The organism is Neotabrizicola sp. VNH66, from assembly GCF_049445895.1.
Taxonomy (GTDB): domain Bacteria; phylum Pseudomonadota; class Alphaproteobacteria; order Rhodobacterales; family Rhodobacteraceae; genus Pseudogemmobacter.
The window spans coordinates 127,586-149,590 of sequence record NZ_JBMSDW010000001.1; the positions used below are offsets into that span (position 1 = coordinate 127,586).

Genomic DNA, 22,005 nt, shown 5'->3' on the forward strand with positions numbered 1-22,005 from the left:
GCGCGGCGGAACTTTCTTCCGCGGCGCCGCCGCCTGCCGCGGCGCGGGCTTCGTCGCGGACGATGCGCGCCATGTCGAAAACCGACTTCGGCTGCCGCAAACGGACGTTATCAAGAAGGCAGAGGAGCCCCCGGAATCGCAATGATCGCCATGCACGAAGTGACCATCGTCTATTGGAGAGACATCCCCGCCCAGGTCATCGTGGGCAAGGGGCGTCGGGGTGCCAAGGTGCAGTTGCCCGAACGGTTTGAGCAGGCGATCGACCGCTGCGCCATGAAGATCGGCGCCAAGGATGCCGATGCCTATCTGGCGGAATGGCGCAAGGTGCCCTCCGGTCAGGCCGAGGGCGAGATGGACGAGATCGCCCGCACCACCGCCGCCCGGCTGGAGGCGGAATTCGATACCGCCCGGATCAAGACCCTGATTGAAAACGACGGTTGGGCGAACGCCTGACCATGACCCCGCCCACCCTGAGGGAGCGACTGATGGCCCTGTTTTCCTTCCGCAAGCCTGCCGCCCCCGCGCCCATGGACCGGGCCTGTCAGGTCGAATCCTTCCTGCGCGGCTTTTCCATCGAGGTGATGCCCCGCACCGCCGAAAAGGTGGCCGATTTCCGCGCCATTCTGCCCGAAGGCACCCGGGTCTACATCGCCCATATCGACGGCACGCCCATCGAAGAGATGGTCGCCACCGCAAAGCGGATCGGTGACGAAGGCTTTGCCGTCATGCCGCATTTCCCGGCGCGGATCATCAAGGACAAGGCCACTTTGCTGGACTGGGTGGCGCGCTACCGCGATGTGGGCGTGCGTCAGGGGCTGATCCTTGCCGGCGGCGTGGCCGCACCCGTCGGCGATTTCTCCACCTCGATGCAGCTTCTGGATTCGGGCGCCTTCGGCGATTTCGACCGTCTGCACGTGGCGGGCCACCCCGAGGGGAACAAGGACATCGATCCCGACGGCAGCGACCGCATGGTGATGGAAGCCGCCCGCTGGAAGACCGCCTTCGCCGAGCGCACCGATGCCAAGATGGCGATGGCGACCCAGTTCTGTTTCGAGGCGCAGCCAGTCATCGACTGGGTGACCCGCTTGCAGGCCGAAGGCGTCGCCCTGCCCGTCCATATCGGCGTGGCGGGTCCCGCCAAGCTGCAGACACTGATCAAATTCGCCATCGCCTGCGGCGTCGGCCCCAGCCTGAAAGTGCTGCAAAAGCGGGCGCTTGACGTCACCAAGCTGCTGCTGCCCTATGAACCCACCGATTTCATTGCCGAACTGGCCGCCCACAAGGCCGCCAATCCCGGTTTCGGCATCGAACAGGTGCATTTCTTCCCCCTTGGCGGGATCAAGACCAATGCCGAATGGGTGACCGCCAATGGCGGCGCCTCGGGCAAGCCCGCACGCGCCGCGTAACCGGGTCAGCGACTTTCACACACAGGTTGAGCCATGACCCGCACTATTCTTGAATCCAAAACGAAAACCGTGATCATCGGTTTTGATGAACCCTTCTGCGTGATCGGCGAACGGATCAACCCCACCGGCCGCAAGAAGCTGGCCGCCGAGCTGGAGGCCGGGAATTTCGACACGGTCATCCGCGATGCGCTGGAACAGGTCGCCTGCGGTGCCACCGTGCTGGATGTGAACTCGGGCGCGGTCTTCACCAATATGATGGCGCAGGATCCGCGCTATGCCGACAACAACTTTGTCGAGCCGCCGCTGATGAAGCAGCTGATCGAGATCGTGCAGCAGACGGTGGACGTGCCGCTTTGCATCGACAGCTCGGTTCCCGCCGCGCTGGAGGCGGGTCTGGCCGCCTGCGAGGGGCGTCCGCTCCTGAACTCGGTCACGGGCGAGGAAGAACGGCTTGAGCTGGTGCTGCCGCTGGTCAAGAAATACAACGTGCCTGTGGTGGCGATTTCCAACGACGACACCGGCATCTCGCCCGATCCCGATGTGCGCTTTGCCGTGGCAAAGAAGATCGTCGAACGCGCCGCCGATTTCGGCATCCCCGCCCATGACATCGTGGTCGATCCGCTGGTCATGCCGGTGGGCGCCATGGGCAGCGCCGGGCAGCAGGTCTTTACCCTTGTCCGCCGCCTGCGCGATGAGCTGGGGGTGAACACCACCTGCGGCGCCTCCAACATCTCGTTCGGGCTGCCGCACCGCCACGGCATCAACGGCGCCTTCCTGCCGATGGCGATCTGCGCCGGCATGACCAGCGCCATCATGAATCCGGTCCGCCAGCAGGAGATGGAGGCGATCCGCGCCGCCAATTTCCTGATGAACCATGACCCGAACGGCGGCGAATGGATCCGCTTCGCCAAGGTGGCCGAGGCGGTCGAAGGCGGGCTCAGCTTTGCCGAGGCCTCTGCCGCGGCTGCTAGCGCCGCCTCGGGGCGCCGCGGCGGACGCCGGGCGCGGGGCTAAGCCTGCGACAAGCCTCCGGGGGCGGATCAAGATCCTTCGATGGCCCGAAGGCTGGCCGCCCGTGCGGCGGGCACGCCTGCCACGGCCACGCAGGTAAAGACATGCAGCGTGTCCAGTTCCCGGTCGGCGACCGCATGGTCGCTGACCCATCCCCCCATGGCCAGATAGCTGCGCAGGAGTGGCGGCAGCCCCGCCTGTGCCGTCCGCAGATCGGGCATCGGGCCGGTCAATGCGGGGTAATCGACTTGCTCCGCCGCCCGCCCTCCGGGCCGCAGCGCCTCGGGCCCCAGATGCCGCGCCGCCAGGAGCGCCAGCGCCGCGCGGTGCCGTGTCCAGTCCGCGCCCGCGAAGGACGGACAGCCGGTCATCAGCGCCGCCCCCGCCCCTTCGACGATCCGCGTCATCGCGCCCCAGACCAGCCGCAGCGCCTCCCACCCGCGGGGATCGGGCGTCAGGCACAGCCGCCCCATTTCGACCAGCGGACTAGGCTCTGCCGCAAGGGGTGACAGATCGTAGAACCCGGCGGCATAGCTTGCCTCCAGCGCCCGTCCCGAGGGCAGGACCAGCGCCCGGAAGGCGGCCAGCAGGCGGCCGTCCGGCGCCTCGACCACGCATTGCAGACAGCTTTCATCCAAGGGCTCCCAGCCGGGCGGACGGCCGTCGGCGCGGGGGAAGGCCACCGCGCGCAACGCCAGCACGGCCGCCCGATCCCCTGCCCCCGCCAACCGCGCCCGCAATCCGCCGCGCTCCAAAGGCTTCATGCACCGCCCTCTCCGCCCTTGGCTGCACGCCCGCGGCAGCCTACATATCCTGCATCCCCCCAAGGACGGAGCCCCGGATGACCAAGATCGTCAAGACCGATGCGGAATGGCTGTCGCAACTGGGCGACCTTGCCTATCGCGTCACGCGCCAGGCCGCGACGGAACGGCCATTTTCGCATGATGACACCCCCGAAGGCCAAGGCAGCTATCGCTGTATCTGCTGCGGCGCCGAGCTCTTCACCTCCGACGCGCGCTACAACTCGGGCTGCGGCTGGCCAGCCTTCACCACCCCCGCCCGGGACGAGGCCATCGACAACCATCTGGACCTGACCCACGGAATGAAACGGGTCGAGGTGCGCTGCCATGAATGCGATGCCCATCTGGGCCATGTCTTCCCCGATGGCCCGCCCGACCGCGGCGGGTTGCGTTACTGCATCAACGGCGTGGCGCTGGCCTTCGACCGCGACGAATGAAAGACGCCCCGGGGGCACGTTGCGGCCCCCGGGACACAATGCCTGATACGGCGTCAGTCGCTCAGCAGGTCGTCCGCGCGAACCCGGCCGATGCTGCCCAGAAGCTGCCGGATGAAGCTGATGCCCTTGATGTTCGAGTCGGTGACGCGGCGGGAAATGTCGATCACGCGGCCGTCTTCCAGCCCGTAACGCCCCACCCCGTCGACCACGCCCGCTTCGGTAAAGGTCACGGCGACGACCTGACGGTCGATCTCCTGCGGCTCTTTGGGGCCGTAGTGCTTGAACCGGCTTTGCACATAGAACCAGCCCACATCGTTCAAAAGCCCCTGCGCCGAGGGCCGGCCGATCTTCTGGGCCACCGTCTCGCGGGTGTCCTTACCCACCACGACCGTCGCCAGCTCGTCTTCGGCGGGGACATACCCGTGATTGCGATAGATCGCCGTGCAGGCTGCCGCCAGCAGCAGAAGCGCGGCCGCGGCCATCCGAAACGCGATTCTGCCCGCGCGCGCCCGACCCGTGGTTCCTGCCATCCCTGCCCCCGTCTGCGCCCGGAGTTGCGATCCCGGCGGCCTGTCCCGGCTTTGCCGGTTGATCGCGGGCCGGATTGGCCCTTGCGCCTTGGGATAACAGATGCCACGCCCTATGTTCAAGAACGGACGGCGGTTCCCAGCGGACAGCCTCCGGCAATCCCGACCCTTTCTGCCCTCCGGACCCGCTGATGACCGACGATACCCAACCCGCCCTGCGTCTTGCCACCCGCAGCCTGTCGCACCGCAAGCCGACGCGGTTCCGCTGGCAGGCCGATGCGGCGGCCCGCACCGCCCTTGCGCAGGCGCTTGACCTGCAGGCGGTCGAGAGCCTGTCGCTGGAGGGCGAGATTCTGCCCGAAGGGCGTAATGATTTCCGGCTGGAGGCGCGGCTGCATGCCAATGCCGTGCAATCCTGCGTGGTGACGCTGGCCCCGGTTCCCGCCAAGGTGGAAACCGCGGTCCTGCGCCGCTATCTGGCCGACCTGCCGCAGCCGACCGGCGAGGAGGTGGAAATCCCCGAGGATGACAGCCAGGAGCCGCTGCCCGAAACCATCGACCTGGAGGCCATCGCGGCCGAGGCCCTGGCCTTGGCCCTGCCCGACTATCCCCGCGCCGCCGGGGCCGAACTGGGCGAGGCGGTCTATGCCGAAGAGGGCGTGGCCCCCCTGCGCGACGCCGATCTGAACCCTTTCGCCGCGCTTGCGGGCCTCTTGAAACCCGAAGGTGGAAAAGGTTCGGAAGGATGATGCCGAACCTTGTGCAAAGGGGCTTGCGCCCGCGCGGAATCCGTCTATGTTCCGCGCCTCATTCAAGCTGTGAAACAGCCGCGGATCGCGCTTGCCCTTCGCCCTGATTCACAAGGAAAAACTGGGGTCTGTCCCCGCACTAGCCCCCGAGGTTGTCACATGGCCGTTCCGCAGAACCGCACCACCCGCTCCCGCCGCAACATGCGCCGCGCTCATGACGCGCTGGTTGCCGCGAACCCCAACGAATGCTCGAACTGCGGCGAATTGAAGCGTCCGCACCACGTCTGCCCGTCCTGTGGCCACTACGATTCGAAAGAAGTCGTGGCGATGACCCGCGAAGTGGACGTTGACGAGGACGCGGCGTAAGCGCTTCCGCGCCCGCCGTCCGCCGTCTGAACCATGTCGCAGGGACTTCACAGCCCCGAGGGTGCAGGACGCGAACGGACCGTCATTTCCGTTGACGCCATGGGCGGCGACAAGGGGCCGGCGGCAGTCGTCGCCGGCATTGTCGATTCCGTTTCCTGTGCGCCGGGGCTGGATATCCTGCTTCATGGTGACGAGGCGCAGCTTGCGCCCCTGCTGGCCCGCGAAACCGCGTTGGCCGGCCGTGTGACGTTGCGTCATGCTTCCGGCGTGGTGACCATGCACGACAAGCCCAGCCATGTGATGCGGCACGGGCAGGATACGTCGATGTGGTCCACCATCGACTCGGTCCGCAGTGGCGAGGCCGCCGCCGCCGTGTCCTGCGGGAACACTGGCGCCTTGATGGCCGTGTCGATGATCCGCCTGCGCCGCCTGCCCGGCGTCAACCGCCCCGCCATCGCCTGCCTCTGGCCCAGCCGGAATCCCGGCGGGTTCAACGTCATGCTGGACGTGGGCGCCGATGTGAAGGCGGATCCGCGCGACCTGCTGCAATATGCCATCATGGGCGCCGCCTATGCCCATACCGGGCTGCATATCGCGCAGCCCCGCGTCGGCCTGCTGAATGTCGGCACTGAAGAGCACAAGGGCCGCCCCGAGATGAAGGAGGCGGGCGAGTTGCTTGCCGCGCAGGCCGGGGCCGAATCCTTCGATTACATCGGCTTTGTCGAAGGCGTGGACCTGCCCGCCGACCGGGTGGATGTGATCGTGACCGACGGCTTCACCGGCAATATCGCGCTGAAGACCGGCGAGGGCACCGCAAAGCTGATCTCGGATTTCATGCGCGAGGCGTTCAACGCCGGGATCCTGTCGAAATTCGCGGCGCTGCTGGCGATGAACTCGCTGAAGCGGCTGCAACGCCGGATGGACCCGCGTCGGGTGAATGGCGGGGTCTTTCTGGGCCTTCGCGGCACCGTGGTAAAATCGCATGGCGGGGCCGATGCCACCGGCGTCGCGGCGGCCATCGGACTGGCGCACCGTCTGGCGCAGGCCCGGCTGACCGACCGGATCGCGGCACGGGTTGCATCCGCCGGGGACGCGGGGCAGGATGCGCCGCCAGTGGGGTCCGGCCCGGGTGCCGGCAATGGGAGCCAATCTTCCACATGACGATACGCGCCGTTGTCCGGGGCGTCGGGCATTACCTGCCCGACCGCATTGTTCCCAATGCCGAATTCGAAGCGAAGCTGGAAACCTCGGATGAATGGATCCGGTCCCGGTCCGGGATCGAGCGGCGGCATTTCGCGGCCGAGGGTCAGACGACCTCCGACCTTGGCGCCCGTTCGGCCGAGGCGGCGCTGATGGATGCCGGCCTAGTTGCCGACGACATCGACGCCATTGTTCTGGCCACCTCGACCGCGGATCTGACCTTCCCCTCGGCCGCCACGATGATCCAGCAAAAGCTGGGCATGACCCGCGGCTTCGCCTTCGATCTTCAGGCGGTCTGTGCCGGTTTCGTCTTTGCGCTGACCAATGCCAATGCGCTGATCCTGTCCGGCCAGGCCCGCCGTGTGCTGGTCATCGGGGCCGAGACGTTCAGCCGGCTGATGGACTGGAACGACCGCACGACCAGCGTGCTGTTTGGCGACGGCGCCGGAGCCTTGGTGCTGGAGGCGCAGGAGGGCACCGGCAGCAAGGATGACCGTGGTATCCTGTCTTCGGACCTGAATTCCGACGGGCGGTTCAAGGACCTGCTTTATGTGGACGGTGGCAGTTCCACCGGAACGACCGGCTATCTGCGGATGGAAGGCAAGGAAGTCTTCCGCCATGCGGTGGAAAAGCTGGCCGCCACCGCCCATACCGCGCTGGAAAAAGCCGGGATGACCAGCGAGGATGTGGACTGGATCGTGCCGCATCAGGCGAATATCCGCATCATCGAAGCCACGGCCAAACGCATGCAGGTGCCGATGGACCGGGTGGTGGTGACGGTGCAGGATCATGGCAACACCTCTGCCGCATCGATTCCCCTCGCGCTCTCCGTGGGCAAGGCCCGCGGCCAGATAAAGCCCGGCGATCTGTGCGTGGTCGAGGCGATCGGGGGCGGTCTGGCCTGGGGATCGGTCGTCCTGCGCTGGTAACGGCCTGCAACGGCGCTTCAAAAGCCCGCCCCAAGTCTTTGATATTGACAAGGCAATTCCAAAGCGCCCATCCTGCGGCAAAAGCCCGGGGGGGATTTTGACATGAGCGAGAAGACTCTTACACGCATGGACCTGACCGAAGCGGTGTTCCGCGAAGTCGGGCTCAGCCGCAACGAATCGGCCGATCTGGTCGAATCCGTCCTGCAACATGTTTCCGACGCGCTGGTCGCGGGAGAGACGGTGAAGATTTCGTCCTTCGGCACCTTCTCGGTCCGGGCGAAATCGGCCCGTGTGGGGCGCAATCCGAAAACCGGGGATGAGGTGCCGATCTCGCCCCGCCGTGTGCTGACCTTCCGGCCCTCGCATCTGATGAAGGACCGTGTGGCGGCCGGCAGCACCAAATAGGTCCCGGCATGGACAAATCGCCCGAGGCCTTCCGCACCATCTCGGAGGTGGCCGAGGCGCTGGAAACCCCGGCCCATGTGCTGCGGTTCTGGGAAAGCCGTTTTCCGCAGATCCGGCCGGTGAAGCGCGCAGGCGGGCGGCGGTATTACCGGCCGTCCGATGTCGCACTTCTGGCCGGAATCAAACGCCTTTTGCATGACGAAGGCATGACGATCCGCGGTGTGCAGAAAATCCTGCGCGAACACGGGGTTCGCCATGTCTCGGGCCTGAGCGAGGAGACCAGCCCCGAGGCCGAGGCGCTGGAAGCGGCAATGATCGCCCGCCACGATGTGGAAGCCGAGATCGCACCCTCTGAGGCGGCCGAGGCCACCGCCGCGGCGCTGGAGGCCGCGCTGGAGGCGCCGGTGTCCAACATCATCGCCTTTCCCCCGGCCGACCCTGCCGCCCCCGCTGCCCCGGAGGAGCCCATGCCGATGCCCGCCGCAGACCCGCGCCAGACACATTTCCCGGGATTCGAACCGGAAGAACCCGAGCCGGTGATCGAGGCTGCGGGCGTGCCGGAGCCGCCGCCTGCCGAAGTGCCGGGGCCGCCGCCCGAAGCTCCGCCCCCCCCGCCCGAAGAGGCGCCGCCCGCCCCGCCGCCGGAGGCACCGCCTGCCCCCCCGACCGAGGTACCGCTCGATTCGCCGCCCCCCGAATCTGCGCGCCCTTCCGATGGCCCGCGCCCCACGGCGGCGGCGCGGCTGCGCGCCCTCAGGCCCGGAACACTGGCAGGACGGCAGGTCGCCTTGGGAGAGCTGGCCCAGAGGATTGCCAGCCTGCGCGCAAGATTGGGCAATCCGCCGCCCGGCGCATGATCCGCAGGACGATGCGCTTTCCCGCTTGCCCCCGCCCGAGAATCCGTTATCTAGGCGCCGTGTCGGGCCGTAGCGCAGCCTGGTTAGCGCGTCCGTCTGGGGGGCGGGAGGTCGTGAGTTCGAATCTCACCGGCCCGACCATCGTAAAACCGCCTGCCTGCCCTGTGCAGCGCGGGCGGTTTTCGTTTCCGGCGCTTGGGAGGAACTGAGATGACCAGCGCCGGGGTTCTGCCCGATTTCGCGATCCGCCAGCTGATCGGCAGCTGCGCCCTGCGCGCCCAGCCAGAGATCACCGCAGCACAGGTACAACCTGCCAGCCTTGACCTGCGGCTTGGCGCGGTTGCCTGGCGGGTGCGGGCCTCGTTCCTTGCCGGCCGCGGCCGCAGCGTGGCCGAGCGGATCGCCGAATTCGGCATGCACCGGATCGACTTGTCGGCCGGCGCGGTGCTGGAAAAGGGCTGCGTCTATGTGATCCCGCTGGCCGAATCGCTGGCCCTGCCGCCGGGGGTGACCGCGGTGGCCAATGCCAAATCCTCGACCGGGCGGCTGGACCTGCTGACGCGGACCATCACCGATGGCGGCACGGAATTCGACCGGATTCCGGATGGTTACACCGGCCCGCTTTATGCGGAGGTCTGCCCCCGGTCGTTTTCCGTTCTGGTGCGCGAAGGCCAGCGGCTGAACCAGATCCGCTTTCGTCAGGGTCAGGCGCAGCTGTCAGACAGCGCGCTTGCGGCGCTGCATGCGTCAGAGCCGCTGGTGGACGGCACGCCGCTGATCTCGGAAGGGCTGGGCTTTTCGGTCGATCTGCGGCCCGCCACCGGCACGCTGGTTGGCTGGCGCGCGAAGCCGCATACGGGGGTGGTCGATCTCGACCGGATCGGCCATTATCCCGCGCGTGACTTCTGGGAAGAGGTGCATTCCGAAGATGGCTGCATCATTCTGGACCCCGGCGCCTTCTATATCCTTGTCAGCCGGGAAGCCGTGACGATCCCGCCGGGCTATGCCGCCGAAATGGCGCCCTATCTGGCCATGGCAGGAGAGTTCCGGGTGCATTATGCCGGTTTCTTCGATCCCGGTTTTGGCCATGCGGCGGCCGGGGGCCAAGGCAGCCGTGGTGTGCTGGAGGTGCGCTGCCACGAAGCACCTTTCGTGCTGGAACACGGGCAGGTGGTCGGACGGTTGGTTTATGAACGTATGTTCGAAATTCCGGAACAGCTGTATGGTTCGGGCATCGCCTCGAACTATCAGGGACAGGGGCTGAAGCTGGCGAAGCAGTTCCGCGCGGGTTAACGGCCGATCCTGCGGCTGATCCGGGCGGCCTGCTGCGCGCGCTTGGCCAGATCCTGCGCCTTCTTGGCCTGTTCCCGCTCGGCCGGGGTCATATCCTCACGCCGCTTGCCCTTGCCCGCAGCCATGCCGACGGCGGTGTTGATTCCCTTCGACATGGCCCGGCGCATCAGCCGGTTCAGGATCATCTGGATGATACGGTTCAGGTCCATCGGCGCACCTCTCAATCCTCGAACAATTCGCTCTGGCCGCTGCGGGCCTCGTCCTCGTCTTCGTCCTTCAGGGCGGCCTGCCCCGGCATCGGGCGGCTGTCCAAGAGCCCCGCAGCCCGCAGTTCCTTCAGACCGGGCAAATCCCGTGCCGACTCTAACCCGAAATGGTCCAGAAAGGTTTCCGTCACAACAAAAGTGACCGGGCGGCCTGGCGTCATCCGGCGGCGGCCAAAGCGGATCCACTCCAGCTCCATCAGCTGGTCTATGGTGCCCCGGCTGACAGCAACCCCGCGGATTTCTTCAATTTCCGCGCGGGTGACCGGCTGATGATAGGCCACGATAGCCAAAGTCTCGATCGCGGCCCGCGACAATTTGCGCGTCTCTTCGGTTTCGCGCCGCATCAGATGGCCCAGATCGGGCGCCGTGCGGAAGGCCCAGGCATCCCCGACGCGCACCAGATGGACGCCTCGCCCCTCATACCGGCGGCGCAGATGGGCCAGCGCCTCGGCCGGGTCGCAGCCATGCGGCATCCGCGCGGCCAGTTCCGGCACCGTCACCGGCGCGGTGCTGGCAAACAGGATCGCCTCGACCATCCGCTCCTGATCGCCCATCGGCGGGGCGGCAAAGAGGCTGTCCTCACTCATGGGTTTTTACTCATGGGTCTTTCCGCCGGATCTCGATCGGCGCAAAGGTCTCGCCCTGTCGCAGCACCAGCTGGCCGCGCTTGGTCATTTCCAGAACGGCGGCGAAATGGGCGGCCATGGCCGACCGGCGGGCCATCGGCGACACGTCCCAGCCTTCGGGCAGGAAGCTGGCCAGATCGGCCCAGTCGCCGACATAGCCCAGAAAGCCGCGCATCCGTTCCAGCGCCTGCTCCATTGTGAACACATGTTCACGATCCAGCACGAAGGGACGGAATTCATCCTTGGTTCTGATCCGCGCATAGGCCCGCATCAGATCCAGCAAGGTCGCGTCATAGCTGACGCGGCGGGACAGGCCCATCGTTTCGGGCGCACCGCGGGCAAAGAAATCGCGCCCCAGCCGGTCCCGCGCCATCAGCCGGGCCGCCGCCTCACGCATGGCCTGAAGCCGTTCCAGCTGAAAGGCAAGATGGGCGGCCAGATCCTCGGCGCTCGGCCCCTCTTCGCCCGGTTCGGGCGGCAGCAGCAGGCGCGATTTCAGAAAGGCGAGCCAGGCCGCCATCACCAGATAATCCGCCGCCAGTTCGATCCGCAGCCGCGCGGCACGGTTCACGAAGACCAGATATTGCTCGGCCAGCTGCAATACGGAAATCCGCCGCAGATCCACCTTCTGGGTGCGCGACAGGGTGAGAAGCAGATCCAGCGGCCCTTCGAACCCGTCCACATCGACGATCAGCGCCTCGGCCTCCAGCCGCTCGGGCTGGGTCCATTCATCGGACAGCGATAGCTGCGTGGCCTCGGGGTCGCTCATGCCGGCTCGTCTTCGGACAGAGCCCGAAGGTCGGCTTCCAAAGCCGCGATGTCAACCGTTGCAGGCGCCGGGCGCTGCGCCAGCACGCGCGCCGCCCGCCGTTGCGCCTCCACCCCCATGGATCCGGCCGCGGCGGCCACAACCTGCATCTCGGCCAGATCGCCGTTGCAATGCAGCGCCACATCCACCCCGGCGGCAATCGCCCGCGCCACCCGGGGGCCAAGCTCGCCCGACAGCGCCTTCATCGTCATGTCATCGGTCATCAACAGCCCGTCAAAGCCGATCTCCTGCCGGATGACCTGCACCATCCGGGGGCTGAGCGTGGCAGGGTTTTCGCCATCATAGGCCGAGAACACCAGATGCCCGGTCATCCCCATCGGCAGATCGCGCAGCCCGCGGAAGGGCGCGAAATCCCAGGTGTTCAGCTCTGCGGCGCTGGCCGTGACCGTGGGCAGGTCGTGATGCGTGTCCATGACCGAACGGCCATGCCCGGGCATATGTTTCATCACCGGCAGAACGCCGCCCGCCATCAGCCCTTCGGCCACGGCGCGGGCGATGGTGGTCACGGTGGCCGGATCACGGCCATAGCAGCGGTTCTTCAGGAAAGGATGCGTCGCGTCATCGGCCACATCGCCCACCGGGGCGCAATCGGCGTCGATCCCCACGGCGCGCAGCTCCATGGCCAGAATCTGCATGCGCAGCCGCATGGCCCGCGCCGCCTTGCTGAGCGAGCGGAAGCGGTCCACGGTATCCAGCGGCGGCGCCCATTCGCGCCAATGCGGCGCGCGCAGGCGTTGCACCCGCCCGCCTTCCTGATCCACCAGAACCGGCGCATCGCGGCCCACGGCGTCACGCAGACCGGCGGTCAGGCGGCGCAGCTGATCGGGGTTGTCCACATTGCGGGCGAACAGGATAAAGCCGAACGGATCGGCCTCACGGAAGAAATCCCGTTCCGCGGGCAGCAATTCGGTCCCTGCAAGGCCAAGGATGGTGGCGCCCAGACCTGCGGTCATCTGTGGGCCACCGGAATGCACTTCGGACCCTCGGCCTTGACCGCAGCGCAGAACCGGCGTGAGTCGCTTTCGTCCACGAAGCCCTCGCCCCGCAGGCGCCAGAAGGTGCGCCCGCCGCTTTCGGCAGACTGGATGACCATGCCCTTGCCCTCCATCAGCGCGGGCAGCGTGGCCGCCAGCCGCTGCCATTCACGGCGTGCATCCTCGGGCGTGTCGAAGGCGCCGAACTGCACCAGCCGGGTGCCGGGGGCCAGCGTGGCCGGGTCCACCTCGCGTACGGCAACCCGCACAGCGGATTCGGTGGCGGGCGCCGCAGCCCGGCCCGCCCCGGGCCGCGGCATCGGACGCGGCGAACGGGTGATTGCCCCTTCCGGCGGCGGCAGGCCCTGATCGTCCAGCGCGGCGGTTTCGACCACATCCTCGGCCCTGGCTTCATCCGCGCCCAGATCCCCCGCCAGATCGGTGCCGGCGGCATCATCGCCCAGTGCCATGGCCAGCGCGGCGGCAACTGCATCGTCCTGACCGCCGTCCACCGCAACCGGACCTTGCGGCACCTCGGGCGGCAGCGCCACGCCGCTGTCCAGCCGGGTAGAAGTTTCGGTGATTTCCAACGGGACGGCGGCGGCCAGACCGGCCGAATCCTCCAGGGACAGCACAACCGGCGCAGGCGCCAGCACCAGCCGCTCGGGCGGCGGCGCGGCCGAGCCTTCGGCAGCGACATCGTTCACCGCAAGACCCTGGTGATCCACCACCTCGCCCCCGGGTTCCACCGGGGCGATCCGCATCGGGCCTTCGGCCGCGCGGATGATCGGCACGCCGCGCGCATCGCGCACCGCCACATCCCAGCCCCACCAGGCAAGAGTGGCCACAAGCGCCACCGAACCCGCTGCGCCCGCCATGTTGATCAGCCGCTGACCGCGGCCCGGCGCCGGTTGCGCCGCACCATATGCGTGAAATTCGCCGTAATCAGCGTCCGCCATGCCTGCCTTTGCCCGGCGGGTTTGCCCCGCCTGTTCTGCCCGATCCGCCTTGGCCGTGGCGCCTGTTGTCAGCGCATTTCTTCGACCGGCGTCACCCCAAGGATAGCAAGACCGCTGCAAATGACAACGCCCACGCTCCGCACCAGTGCGATTTTCGCCTGAGATGTGGCAGCATCGTCCTGAATGAAGCGCAGGGACAGCTCGTCATTGCCGCGGTTCCACAGCCCGTGCAGGTCCGAGGCGAGTTCATAAAGATAGAAGGCCACCCGGTGCGGTTCGTTGTTCCGCGCGGCGATTTCCACCAGACGCGGCCATTCGGCCACCTTTTTCAGCAGCGCCATTTCCGCCGGATGCGTCAGGATCGCATGATCCGCCGCCATCAGCACCGGATCGTCACAGGCAATCCCCGCCTCGCGCGCGCGGCGCAGAACGGAATTCACCCGGGCATTGGCGTATTGCACGTAGAAGACCGGGTTGTCCTTCGACTGTTCCAGCACCTTGTCGAAGTCGAAATCCAGCGCCACGTCGTTCTTGCGCGTCAGCATGATGAAGCGGGTCACATCGGCCCCGGCCATTTCCACCACGTCACGCAGGGTGACAAAGGTGCCTGCCCGCTTGGACATCTTGAAGGGCTCACCGTTCTTCCACAGCTTCACCAGCTGGATCAGCTTGATGTCCAGCGGCACCTTGCCCTGCGACAGGGCCGAAACGGCCGCCTTCATCCGTTTGACATAGCCGCCATGGTCGGCGCCGAAAATGTCGATCAGCTGATCGAAGCCCCGCTTCACCTTGTTGTAGTGATAGGCGATGTCGGGTGCGAAATAGGTCCAGCTGCCGTCGGATTTCTTCACCGGCCGGTCCACATCATCGCCATGCAGCGTGCTGCGGAACAGGGTCTGTTCCCGCGGCTCCCAATCCTCGGGCGTCTTGCCCTTCGGCGGTTCCAGCACGCCTTCATAAATCAGGCCCGCCGCGCGCAGCTCTTCGATCGCGGCCTCGATCTCGCCCGTGCCATACAGCGCCTTTTCCGAGGAATAGACATCCATCCGCACGCCAAGCGCGTCCAGATCCGCACGGATCATCTGCATCATCATTTCGGTGGCGAATTCGCGCACCTCGGCCAGCCAGTATTGCTCGCCCTTGTCCAAAAGGTCGTCGCCGTATTTCGCCTTCAGCGCCTCACCCACCGGGATCAGATAATCGCCGGGATACAGCCCCTCACGGATTTCCGGCTCAAGGCCATGGGCCTCGCGGTAGCGTTCATAGGCCGACCGCGCCAGCACATCGACCTGCGCGCCGCCGTCGTTGATGTAGTACTCCCGTGTGACGTTCCAGCCCGCAAAGGCCAGCAGGTTGGACAAGGCATCGCCCACCACCGCGCCGCGGACATGGCCCACATGCATCGGCCCGGTCGGATTGGCCGAGACGAATTCGACATTGACCCGCTCGCCCTGCCCGATCTTCGACCGGCCATAGGATTTGCCTGCCGACAGCACGTCGCGCACCACCCCCTGCCAGACCGCCGGAGCAAGCCGCAGGTTCAGGAACCCCGGACCCGCCACATCGGCCCCCTCGATCCGCGGATCGTCCAGCAGACGGTGCGCCAGCCCCTCGGCAATGGCGCGGGGCGGCTGTCCCGCCGGTTTCGCCAGCACCATGGCCGCGTTGGTCGCCATATCGCCATGGGCCGCATCGCGCGGCGGCTCCACCGCGACGGCCGACAGGTCCAGCCCCTGCGGCAGGTGCCCCTCGGCCTGCATCCGGCCAAGCGCATCCACCACCACACCGCGGATATCCGCAAACAGGTTCATCTGATCAAATCCCTATCCTTGCCCTAGGCCATGCCAGAGCCGCGCCGACAGGTCAAGCGAGGCGCCCGCCGCCGCCGGTTCGCGCGGGCGCGAAACGGTGGCTTCAAAGGCGTGCGGCCACGCCCTCTCCGGGCGTGGCCGCTCCATGTCATTGGCCCGCGGGCCGGGGTCAGGCGCCGCGCCAGTCCTCCAGCGCGGCATTCGGCTCTTCCGCTTCGGGCGCCTGCGGGCCGCTTCCCGGTTTGATTTTGGTATTGCGGAAATACCACGTCTCCCGCGCGCCGAAATAGAAGGCGACGATAGCCCCCAACAGCCACCACAACGGCTCCGGCACGGTGTTCAGCCCCGTCATCCTGAGGCCGAACCCCGCGGGGTCCACCATCGCATAGACGAAAAGGCCCAGGGTGCCAAAGGCAAGGAATGGCCGCGGCATCCGGTTCAGCCCGTTCACCATGCGGTCAAAGCCCGATAGGGCCGGATGCTGGTATTCCTCGCCCAATTGCCTCAGCGCGGCCTGCTGCGCCTCGGCCGACAGTTCCATTCGCCGCGTGGCCGAGGGCACGAAGACCTCCGCCACGCCCCGCGCCGCATCGCCAAGCGCCTGCACCGCCGCGGCCCCGCCGGCGATCTTTCCCATCACGCTCATGCCCTTACCCCCATGCCGCCGTGCGCGCGCGGTGCTGATCATCGCTCAGATGATAGCGGGGTGAGATGAATTCCTCCGCCCGGGTGATCCAGCCGCCCTTGCCGCCATCCTTGCGGCGGGCGAACTTGCGGCTCGCCGGGCGCAGATCGGCCAGAGCATAGTAATAGTTGCGCCGGGCGATCCCGTAGGCATCGGCCAGATGGCCCGGCGCCGCATCCTGCGCCCTTTGCGCCGCGCGGATGGTCTGCGGCCCGATCTGCCCGTCCGGATCGCAGACGTGGCCCATCTGGGTCAGCAGCCGCTGCAGCACCTTCACCGCATTCGGCCCGGCATTGACATACATGTCAAAGACCGAGGGCTGCAGCGCCTCGGGCAGCCCGCCGATGCCGGGGCGGGTGAAATAATGCTCGACATAGATCTCCACCGCCTGCGCCCGGGTCAGCGCCCGCACATCCGCAATGTCGATCCGCGTGTCCTTGTTGATGTCGATCCCCAGCCGCCGCAGCGTGGGCAAGGTGACGCCGTATTTCGTCGGCCCGCCCGGATCATCGGGATCGTTGACGAAGCCGCCCTCGCGGACAACCACCTCTTCGGCCAGTTCCTTCACAGTCTTCATGCGCAATCCCCAAGGGTGACGCTCCCCCGGGATCAGAATGCAAAGCAAAGGTTAATGCGCCCCATGCGGAGCGGCCGTTTCCTCCAAGGATCGGGATCTTGCATTCCATCGTGAAGGAAGATCATCCCGGGTTGCGAAAGGCGGCCGCCGACGGCCCGGTCCTGAGGAACCTTCAAAAGTTCGAAGGGTCCGTTACTTGACCGGCTCCTGATAGACGCCCTGTTCCTTCAGCGCATCCACCACTTCCTTGGGCATATAGGTCTCGTCATGCTTGGCCAGAAGTTCGGTCGCCTCGAAAGTGCCGTTCACCAGCCGCCCGGTGGCGATCGTGCCCGTGCCCTCCTTGAACAGATCCGGCCGGGGCGAGGTGCCGATATAGGCCACCGGAACCTCGTTCGCGCCATCCGAGATCACGAAGGCGAAACGCATCCCCTCGCCCGGCACCATGGAGCCTTCCTTGACCAGCCCGCCCAGACGAAAGGTCTCCTCGGGCCCGGGCATTTCATCGAACACCTGCGTCGGGCTGCGGAAAAAGTTGATCCCGTCGCGCAGGGCATAGCCGACCAGTGCCGTGGCCGCGATCAGCGCCACGAATGCCACGATGATCACCTGGATCCGGCGCTGTTTCTTCAGGCCCTTCAGCCCGCGGATCTGCGGCTTGGCTGTGCTCTGCATCGCTGCCCCTTCCTTCCCGTTCCGGCCTCGTCTAGCGCGGCCCGCCCTGCGGCGCCTTGATCCCCGTCAAGCCGCCCCGCGCCGGGGTTCAGGGGAAGACCGGCGCCAGCATCAGGCCCGCGGTCTCCTCCAGCCCCAGCATCAGGTTCGCGTTCTGGATCGCCTGTCCCGAAGATCCCTTCGTCAGATTGTCCAGCACCGCCACCACAATGGCCCGCCCGGGGATGCGGTCCGCCGTCACCCCCAGATGACAGAAGTTGGACCCCGCAATGTCCCGTGTCGAGGGGAGTGTGCCAAAAGGCAGCACCCGCAGGAACGGTTCTTTGGTATAGGCCCCGGCCAGCGTGGCATGCACCGCCTTCGGATCGCCCTTCACATAGACGGTCGCCAGAATTCCGCGGTTCATCGGCAAAAGATGCGGCGTGAACTGCACCAGCACCGGCCGCCCGGCGATTTTCGAGAATTCCTGATCGAATTCACCCAGATGCCGGTGTTTTCCTCCGGCGGAATAGGCATGCGTGCCGCCCGAAAGCTCGGCATGCAGCAGGTTCTCCTTCAGGCTGCGCCCCGCGCCCGAGACGCCCGCCTTCAGGTCGATCACGATATCGTCAAGGTCGATCACCCCTGCCGCGATCAGCGGCCGCAGCGCGAATTGCCCGGTCGCCGCATTGCAGCCGGTGCCCGCCACCAGCCGCGCGGCGGTAATCTCGTCGCGGTAGAATTCGGTCAGCCCGTAGACCGCCTCCTTCTGCATCTCCACCGCGGAATGCGCCCGGCCATACCATTTCTCATATTCCGCCGGATCCCGCAGCCGGAAGTCGGCCGACAGGTCCACGATCTTCAGATCGCGCGGCAGTTTTGAGATCACCTCCTGCGACGTCGCATGAGGAAGCGCGCAGAAACACAGGTCAATATTGGAAAAATCGATCTCGTCGATCTTCACCAGCTTCGGCAGATCCAGATGGCGCAGAAAGGGGAACACATCCGCCATCTCCATCCCGGCCTTGCGGTCGGCCGACAGCGCAGTGATGCGCATCCCGGGATGGGTGGCGATCAGCCGGACAAGCTCGGCCCCGGTATAGCCCGAGGCGCCCAGAATGGCGATGCGATGGGTCATGACGGTCCCCTTTCAGATGACGCGCCCTGCATAAGCCAAAGCCGCCCCAATGCAAGCCTTGCGCGCGACCGCGGCCGCGGATGCCTCCGGCGGGGATATTTGCGCCAGTATGAAAGACCTTTGTGATTTCATACTGGCCAAAATATCCCGGGGGTGAGCGCGGCACGCGCGAGGGGGCAGCGCCCCTACCCGGCCGGCACCCAGAGCACGTCCGAGATCCGCGGCGCGCCGGTGGCCAGGAGGACCAGCCGGTCAAAGCCAAGCGCGCAACCCGCGGCGGGCGGCATCAGAGCCAAGGCGGACAGGAAATCCTCGTCTATGGGATAGCTTTCGCCATAACGGTCGGCCTTGATCGCCATTTCCTCCTGAAACCGGCGGCGCTGTTCTGCGGGATCGGTAAGCTCGCCAAAGCCATTGGCCAGTTCCACGCCGCAGGCATAGACCTCGAACCGTTCCGAGACGCGCGGATCACCGGGCACGCGGCGGGCCAGCGCCGCCTCGGCCGCGGGATAGCGGTCAAGGACGGTCAGCCGGCCCATGCCCAGATGCGGCTCCACCCGTGCGGACAGGACGCGGGAGAACAGGTCGGACCAGCTTTCCCCCGGCATATGCGAAATACCCGCGCGGTCCATCTGGGCGGCCAGCGCCGCGGCATCGGTCTCTCCGCCCGCGTCCATCGTGGCCAGAAGGTCGATCCCGGCATGGGCGGCAAAGGCCTCGGCCACCGAGACCCGCGCATAGGGCAACGCGGGGTCGCAGGTCCGGTCGCGGAAGCGCAGCAGCCCCTCGGGTCGCGCCAACCGGACCCAGTCGGCGATGTCGTCCATCAGCTGCGCATAAGGCTCGCCCACGCGATACCATTCCAGCATGGTGAATTCCGGCTCATGCAGCGGCCCGCGTTCGCGGTTGCGCCAGACATGGCCAAGGCTGAAGATCCGCCGCTCTCCCGCCGCCAGAAGCCGCTTCATGGCGAATTCGGGCGAGGTGTGCAGATACATCTGCCGCCCCTGCCCGTCATCACCGATGGCGGTGGTGGCGAAGGCATGAAGATGCGCCTCATTCCCCGGGCTGACCTGCAATCCGGCCGGGTCGACCTCGATGAAATCGTGGTCCGCCATCCACGCCCTTATGCCCGCCGCAATACGGTTGCGCGCCAGAAGAATCGGGCGGCGGTCGGCGTGGCGGGCGGGGTGCCACCAGCGGGTGTCGCTCATTTCGGCATTCCTTGCTGGAAATATCGCGGCGGATGCGTTACCAGCCCCGCCATCCGGCCTGTCGGGCCGCCATATCACAAGGATCACCGCGCGTGAAAGTCATCGCCTCGTCCCTCCGCAAGGGCAATGTCGTCGAGATGGACGGCAAGCTTTATGTCGTCCTGCTCGCCGAAACCTACCGCCCGGGCAAGGGCACGCCGACCACCAGCGTGGACATGCGCCGGATCTCGGACGGGGTGAAGGTCTCGGAACGCTGGAAGACCACCGATCAGGTCGAAAAGGCCACCGTGGACGAGCGGGACTATGACTTCCTGTATCAGGACGGCGAAGGCTTTCACTTCATGCAGCCGGAATCCTATGAGCAGGTCGTCGTGACCGAAGACGTCATGGGCGCGAACAAGGTCTATCTGCAGGAAGGCATGCGCTGCTACGTCAAGACCTTTGACGGCGCACCGATCGCCATCGAAGTGCCGCAGAAGATCACCGTCGAGATCACCGAGACCGAGCCGGTCGTGAAGGGTCAGACCGCCTCGTCGTCCTACAAGCCCGCGATGACCGACAGCGGCTTGCGCGTGATGGTGCCGCCGCATATCGGGCCGGGCACCCGCATCATCATCAACACCGATGATGACAGCTATGTGGAACGCGCGCGGGACTGATCCGCTGCCGCAATTCTGATCAGGGGGCGTCCGCTGCGGGCGCCCCTTTTCCTTTGCGCGGTTCCGCCCCTTGCGGGAAGGCGCGCCGGGCGCTAACCCGCAGGCATGACCGAACCCCATCGCCACAGCCTGTTCGAGGATGCGCAGGGCCTGTTCTTCGGAACGCTCATGTGCGCGCTTGGCCTGCAATTCCTGCAACATGCCGGGTTCATCACCGGGCAGACCGCGGGTCTGGCGCTGGTCATCTCCTACGCCGGGGGCTGGGCCTTCGGGCCGGTGTTCTTCCTGATCAACCTGCCGTTCTATTGGCTGGGCTACAAACGGATCGGGCTGGCCTTCACAGTGAAAAGCCTGATCTCGGTCAGCCTCTTGTCCGCGATGACCTGGGCGCTGCCGCAGCTGATGGCGTTCAACCGGCTGGACCCGCTGCTGGCGGGTGTCCTCTTCGGCTTTACCACCGGCGCGGGCCTGCTGGCACTGTTCCGCCATGGCTCCAGCCTCGGCGGGATCGGTATCATCGCGCTGATGGTGCAGGACCGGACCGGGTTTCGTGCGGGCTGGCTGCAAATGGGCTTTGATGCGGTGCTGTTCGTGATCGCTTTGGGCTGGATTCCCTGGGACCGCGTGCTGTGGTCGTTGCCCGGCGTGGTGATCCTGAACCTTGTTCTGGCGATCAACCACCGCCGCGACCGCTATATCGCCACCTGAGCCATTGCTTGCGCGCATGTCATCCATGCGCGATGCGCAATAGACGCAAGACCCGTTCTGTCGCAAAATAAGGTCATGGAAACTGACCTTTCATCCAAGCGCTACACCCTGTTCGAAGATGTGCAGGGGCTGATCATCGCCTCGATGCAGGCGGCGCTTGGCATCCACCTCTTGCGGGCGGCGGGGCTGGTGACGGGCGGCACGGCGGGCACGGCGCTGATCCTGTCCTATGCCTTCGACTGGAATTTCTCGGTCGTGTTCTTCGTCATGAACATCCCGTTCTTCGCCTTCGCCTGGATGGCGCGGGGGCCGGTCTTCTGCCTGAAAAGCCTGATCACCGTCACCTTCGTCTCGCTGATGGCCGAGGCGCTGAAGCCGCTTCTCCACATCGACAGTGTCCACCCCGGCGCGGCCGCCGTGCTGTTCGGCGTGTCGGCTGGGGTGGGTCTGCTGGGCCTCTTCCGCCATTCCGGGTCTTTGGGCGGCGTCTCCATCGTGGCGCTGATTTTGCAGGACAAGTTCGGCTTTCGCGCCGGCTGGACGCAGCTGACCCATGACCTTGTGCTCTTCGCCATCGCCCTTTGGCTGTTGCCTACGGACCGGGTGGCGTGGTCCCTGCTGGGGGCAGTCATCCTGAACGCGGTAATCGCCTTCAATCACCGGCGCGACTGGTATGTGGTGACTTAATACAGCGGCTTCTTCGGCTTGCAGGGCACCGGCAGGCCGGTCGGCCCCTTGCAGGCGCGTTCCACCACCGGGGCGTCCTGCGGCAGCTGGGGCGCCACACCCGCCGAAACCGCGAATGCGGCCAGCACCATGACCTTCATCACCATCGCCGCGACAAAGAATTTCACGAAAGCGTTCATATCCGGGATCCTTCTGTTCCGGGGCGGATCCATTTCCGCCGATGCCTTCACCCTGCCCG

Annotated in this window: 28 protein-coding genes and 1 tRNA gene; 15 read left to right on the forward strand and 14 right to left on the reverse strand. The window is 66.4% G+C overall.

Translation table 11 applies throughout. The features are described from left to right. Positions 1-150: 150 nt before the first annotated feature. Genes ACO2Q5_RS00670 through ACO2Q5_RS00680 form a run of 3 tightly spaced genes read left to right on the forward strand, consistent with a single transcriptional unit; the run spans position 151 to position 2,420 of the window. Positions 151-453, forward strand: coding sequence for a virulence factor (locus ACO2Q5_RS00670; protein ID WP_423287990.1), 303 nt, complete (start codon positions 151-153; stop codon positions 451-453). A gap of 32 nt (positions 454-485) precedes the next feature. After that, positions 486-1,406: a methylenetetrahydrofolate reductase gene (locus ACO2Q5_RS00675; protein WP_423287433.1), complete on the forward strand. Its 921-nt coding sequence runs from the start codon at positions 486-488 to the stop codon at positions 1,404-1,406. 33 nt (positions 1,407-1,439) lie between these two features. Continuing rightward, positions 1,440-2,420 carry a methyltetrahydrofolate cobalamin methyltransferase gene (locus ACO2Q5_RS00680; RefSeq protein ID WP_423287435.1) on the forward strand — a complete coding sequence of 327 codons (981 nt, stop codon included), beginning with the start codon at positions 1,440-1,442 and terminating at the stop codon, positions 2,418-2,420. 26 nt (positions 2,421-2,446) lie between these two features. On the opposite strand, the gene ACO2Q5_RS00685 is transcribed toward ACO2Q5_RS00680, so the two are convergent. Further along, positions 2,447-3,181: a GNAT family N-acyltransferase gene (locus ACO2Q5_RS00685; RefSeq protein ID WP_423287437.1), complete on the reverse strand. Its 735-nt coding sequence runs from the start codon at positions 3,179-3,181 to the stop codon at positions 2,447-2,449. Positions 3,182-3,258: 77 nt separating this feature from the next. Here ACO2Q5_RS00685 and msrB point away from each other — a divergent pair, with 77 nt between their 5' ends. Beyond that, a complete protein-coding gene (gene msrB, locus ACO2Q5_RS00690; RefSeq protein ID WP_423287439.1) occupies positions 3,259-3,654 on the forward strand; it encodes a peptide-methionine (R)-S-oxide reductase MsrB in 396 nt (131 codons plus the stop codon). Between the two features lie 53 nt (positions 3,655-3,707). Here the strand turns inward: msrB and ACO2Q5_RS00695 are convergent, their stop codons facing one another. Beyond that, entirely contained in the window at positions 3,708-4,184 is a 477-nt protein-coding gene (locus tag ACO2Q5_RS00695; RefSeq protein WP_423287441.1) for an outer membrane protein assembly factor BamE, read from the reverse strand. Positions 4,185-4,372: 188 nt separating this feature from the next. Between ACO2Q5_RS00695 and ACO2Q5_RS00700 the strand changes: the two genes are divergently transcribed. The 8 genes from ACO2Q5_RS00700 (at position 4,373) to ACO2Q5_RS00735 (ending at position 9,980) form a co-directional block, all read left to right on the forward strand. Beyond that, on the forward strand, positions 4,373-4,930 hold the full coding sequence (locus ACO2Q5_RS00700; RefSeq protein WP_423287443.1) for a YceD family protein: 558 nt from the start codon (positions 4,373-4,375) through the stop codon (positions 4,928-4,930). 159 nt (positions 4,931-5,089) lie between these two features. Then, positions 5,090-5,296, forward strand: a complete 207-nt coding sequence (gene rpmF / locus ACO2Q5_RS00705) for a 50S ribosomal protein L32 (RefSeq protein ID WP_423287445.1) — start codon at positions 5,090-5,092, stop codon at positions 5,294-5,296. Between the two features lie 33 nt (positions 5,297-5,329). Beyond that, positions 5,330-6,457 (forward strand): phosphate acyltransferase PlsX, encoded by a 1,128-nt coding sequence (plsX, locus tag ACO2Q5_RS00710; RefSeq protein WP_423287447.1) that lies wholly within the window; start codon positions 5,330-5,332, stop codon positions 6,455-6,457. Continuing rightward, positions 6,454-7,425 (forward strand): beta-ketoacyl-ACP synthase III, encoded by a 972-nt coding sequence (locus ACO2Q5_RS00715; RefSeq protein ID WP_423287449.1) that lies wholly within the window; start codon positions 6,454-6,456, stop codon positions 7,423-7,425. Before plsX ends, ACO2Q5_RS00715 begins: the two co-directional genes overlap by 4 nt. A gap of 102 nt (positions 7,426-7,527) precedes the next feature. Beyond that, the gene (ihfA, locus tag ACO2Q5_RS00720) at positions 7,528-7,830 is read left to right on the forward strand and encodes an integration host factor subunit alpha (RefSeq protein ID WP_423287451.1); all 303 of its coding nucleotides are present in this window, start codon (positions 7,528-7,530) and stop codon (positions 7,828-7,830) included. An 8-nt stretch (positions 7,831-7,838) separates the two neighbouring features. Then, positions 7,839-8,687 carry a MerR family transcriptional regulator gene (locus ACO2Q5_RS00725; RefSeq protein ID WP_423287453.1) on the forward strand — a complete coding sequence of 283 codons (849 nt, stop codon included), beginning with the start codon at positions 7,839-7,841 and terminating at the stop codon, positions 8,685-8,687. 63 nt (positions 8,688-8,750) lie between these two features. Then, a tRNA-Pro gene (locus ACO2Q5_RS00730) sits at positions 8,751-8,828 on the forward strand. A 69-nt stretch (positions 8,829-8,897) separates the two neighbouring features. Then, a complete protein-coding gene (locus tag ACO2Q5_RS00735; RefSeq protein WP_423287455.1) occupies positions 8,898-9,980 on the forward strand; it encodes a 2'-deoxycytidine 5'-triphosphate deaminase in 1,083 nt (360 codons plus the stop codon). Here ACO2Q5_RS00735 and ACO2Q5_RS00740 read toward each other — a convergent pair. The 11 genes from ACO2Q5_RS00740 to epmA all read right to left on the reverse strand — a co-directional run bounded on the left by ACO2Q5_RS00740 (position 9,977) and on the right by epmA (position 19,713). After that, positions 9,977-10,189: a hypothetical protein gene (locus ACO2Q5_RS00740; protein ID WP_423287457.1), complete on the reverse strand. Its 213-nt coding sequence runs from the start codon at positions 10,187-10,189 to the stop codon at positions 9,977-9,979. The genes ACO2Q5_RS00735 and ACO2Q5_RS00740 overlap by 4 nt on opposite strands. A gap of 11 nt (positions 10,190-10,200) precedes the next feature. Next, complete coding sequence (gene scpB / locus ACO2Q5_RS00745) at positions 10,201-10,833, reverse strand: SMC-Scp complex subunit ScpB (RefSeq protein WP_423287459.1); 633 nt, start codon at positions 10,831-10,833, stop codon at positions 10,201-10,203. Positions 10,834-10,843: 10 nt separating this feature from the next. After that, complete coding sequence (locus ACO2Q5_RS00750; RefSeq protein WP_423287461.1) at positions 10,844-11,641, reverse strand: segregation and condensation protein A; 798 nt, start codon at positions 11,639-11,641, stop codon at positions 10,844-10,846. Beyond that, a complete protein-coding gene (locus ACO2Q5_RS00755) occupies positions 11,638-12,654 on the reverse strand; it encodes a glycoside hydrolase family 3 N-terminal domain-containing protein (RefSeq protein ID WP_423287463.1) in 1,017 nt (338 codons plus the stop codon). The genes ACO2Q5_RS00750 and ACO2Q5_RS00755 overlap by 4 nt, the downstream gene beginning before the upstream one ends. After that, a complete protein-coding gene (locus ACO2Q5_RS00760; RefSeq protein ID WP_423287465.1) occupies positions 12,651-13,634 on the reverse strand; it encodes an SPOR domain-containing protein in 984 nt (327 codons plus the stop codon). Before ACO2Q5_RS00760 ends, ACO2Q5_RS00755 begins: the two co-directional genes overlap by 4 nt. Before the next feature lie 68 nt (positions 13,635-13,702). Continuing rightward, a complete protein-coding gene (gene argS / locus ACO2Q5_RS00765; protein ID WP_423287467.1) occupies positions 13,703-15,445 on the reverse strand; it encodes an arginine--tRNA ligase in 1,743 nt (580 codons plus the stop codon). A 169-nt stretch (positions 15,446-15,614) separates the two neighbouring features. Further along, positions 15,615-16,091, reverse strand: coding sequence for a holin family protein (locus ACO2Q5_RS00770; protein WP_423287469.1), 477 nt, complete (start codon positions 16,089-16,091; stop codon positions 15,615-15,617). A 4-nt stretch (positions 16,092-16,095) separates the two neighbouring features. Continuing rightward, positions 16,096-16,707 (reverse strand): holin-associated N-acetylmuramidase, encoded by a 612-nt coding sequence (locus ACO2Q5_RS00775; RefSeq protein ID WP_423287471.1) that lies wholly within the window; start codon positions 16,705-16,707, stop codon positions 16,096-16,098. A gap of 192 nt (positions 16,708-16,899) precedes the next feature. After that, positions 16,900-17,349, reverse strand: a complete 450-nt coding sequence (gene ccmE, locus ACO2Q5_RS00780) for a cytochrome c maturation protein CcmE (protein WP_423287991.1) — start codon at positions 17,347-17,349, stop codon at positions 16,900-16,902. Between the two features lie 121 nt (positions 17,350-17,470). After that, positions 17,471-18,499, reverse strand: coding sequence for an N-acetyl-gamma-glutamyl-phosphate reductase (argC, locus tag ACO2Q5_RS00785; RefSeq protein ID WP_423287473.1), 1,029 nt, complete (start codon positions 18,497-18,499; stop codon positions 17,471-17,473). A gap of 185 nt (positions 18,500-18,684) precedes the next feature. After that, positions 18,685-19,713, reverse strand: a complete 1,029-nt coding sequence (gene epmA, locus ACO2Q5_RS00790) for an EF-P lysine aminoacylase EpmA (RefSeq protein ID WP_423287475.1) — start codon at positions 19,711-19,713, stop codon at positions 18,685-18,687. Between the two features lie 92 nt (positions 19,714-19,805). On the opposite strand from epmA, the gene efp reads away from it, so the two are divergent. From efp to ACO2Q5_RS00805, 3 genes are all read left to right on the forward strand, one after another. Then, positions 19,806-20,372: an elongation factor P gene (efp, locus tag ACO2Q5_RS00795; RefSeq protein WP_423287477.1), complete on the forward strand. Its 567-nt coding sequence runs from the start codon at positions 19,806-19,808 to the stop codon at positions 20,370-20,372. A 105-nt stretch (positions 20,373-20,477) separates the two neighbouring features. Then, positions 20,478-21,080 carry a YitT family protein gene (locus ACO2Q5_RS00800; protein ID WP_423287479.1) on the forward strand — a complete coding sequence of 201 codons (603 nt, stop codon included), beginning with the start codon at positions 20,478-20,480 and terminating at the stop codon, positions 21,078-21,080. A gap of 75 nt (positions 21,081-21,155) precedes the next feature. Continuing rightward, complete coding sequence (locus tag ACO2Q5_RS00805) at positions 21,156-21,767, forward strand: YitT family protein (RefSeq protein WP_423287481.1); 612 nt, start codon at positions 21,156-21,158, stop codon at positions 21,765-21,767. Here ACO2Q5_RS00805 and ACO2Q5_RS00810 read toward each other — a convergent pair. Continuing rightward, positions 21,764-21,946 carry a hypothetical protein gene (locus tag ACO2Q5_RS00810; RefSeq protein WP_423287483.1) on the reverse strand — a complete coding sequence of 61 codons (183 nt, stop codon included), beginning with the start codon at positions 21,944-21,946 and terminating at the stop codon, positions 21,764-21,766. The genes ACO2Q5_RS00805 and ACO2Q5_RS00810 overlap by 4 nt on opposite strands. Between the last annotated feature and the right edge of the window lie 59 nt (positions 21,947-22,005).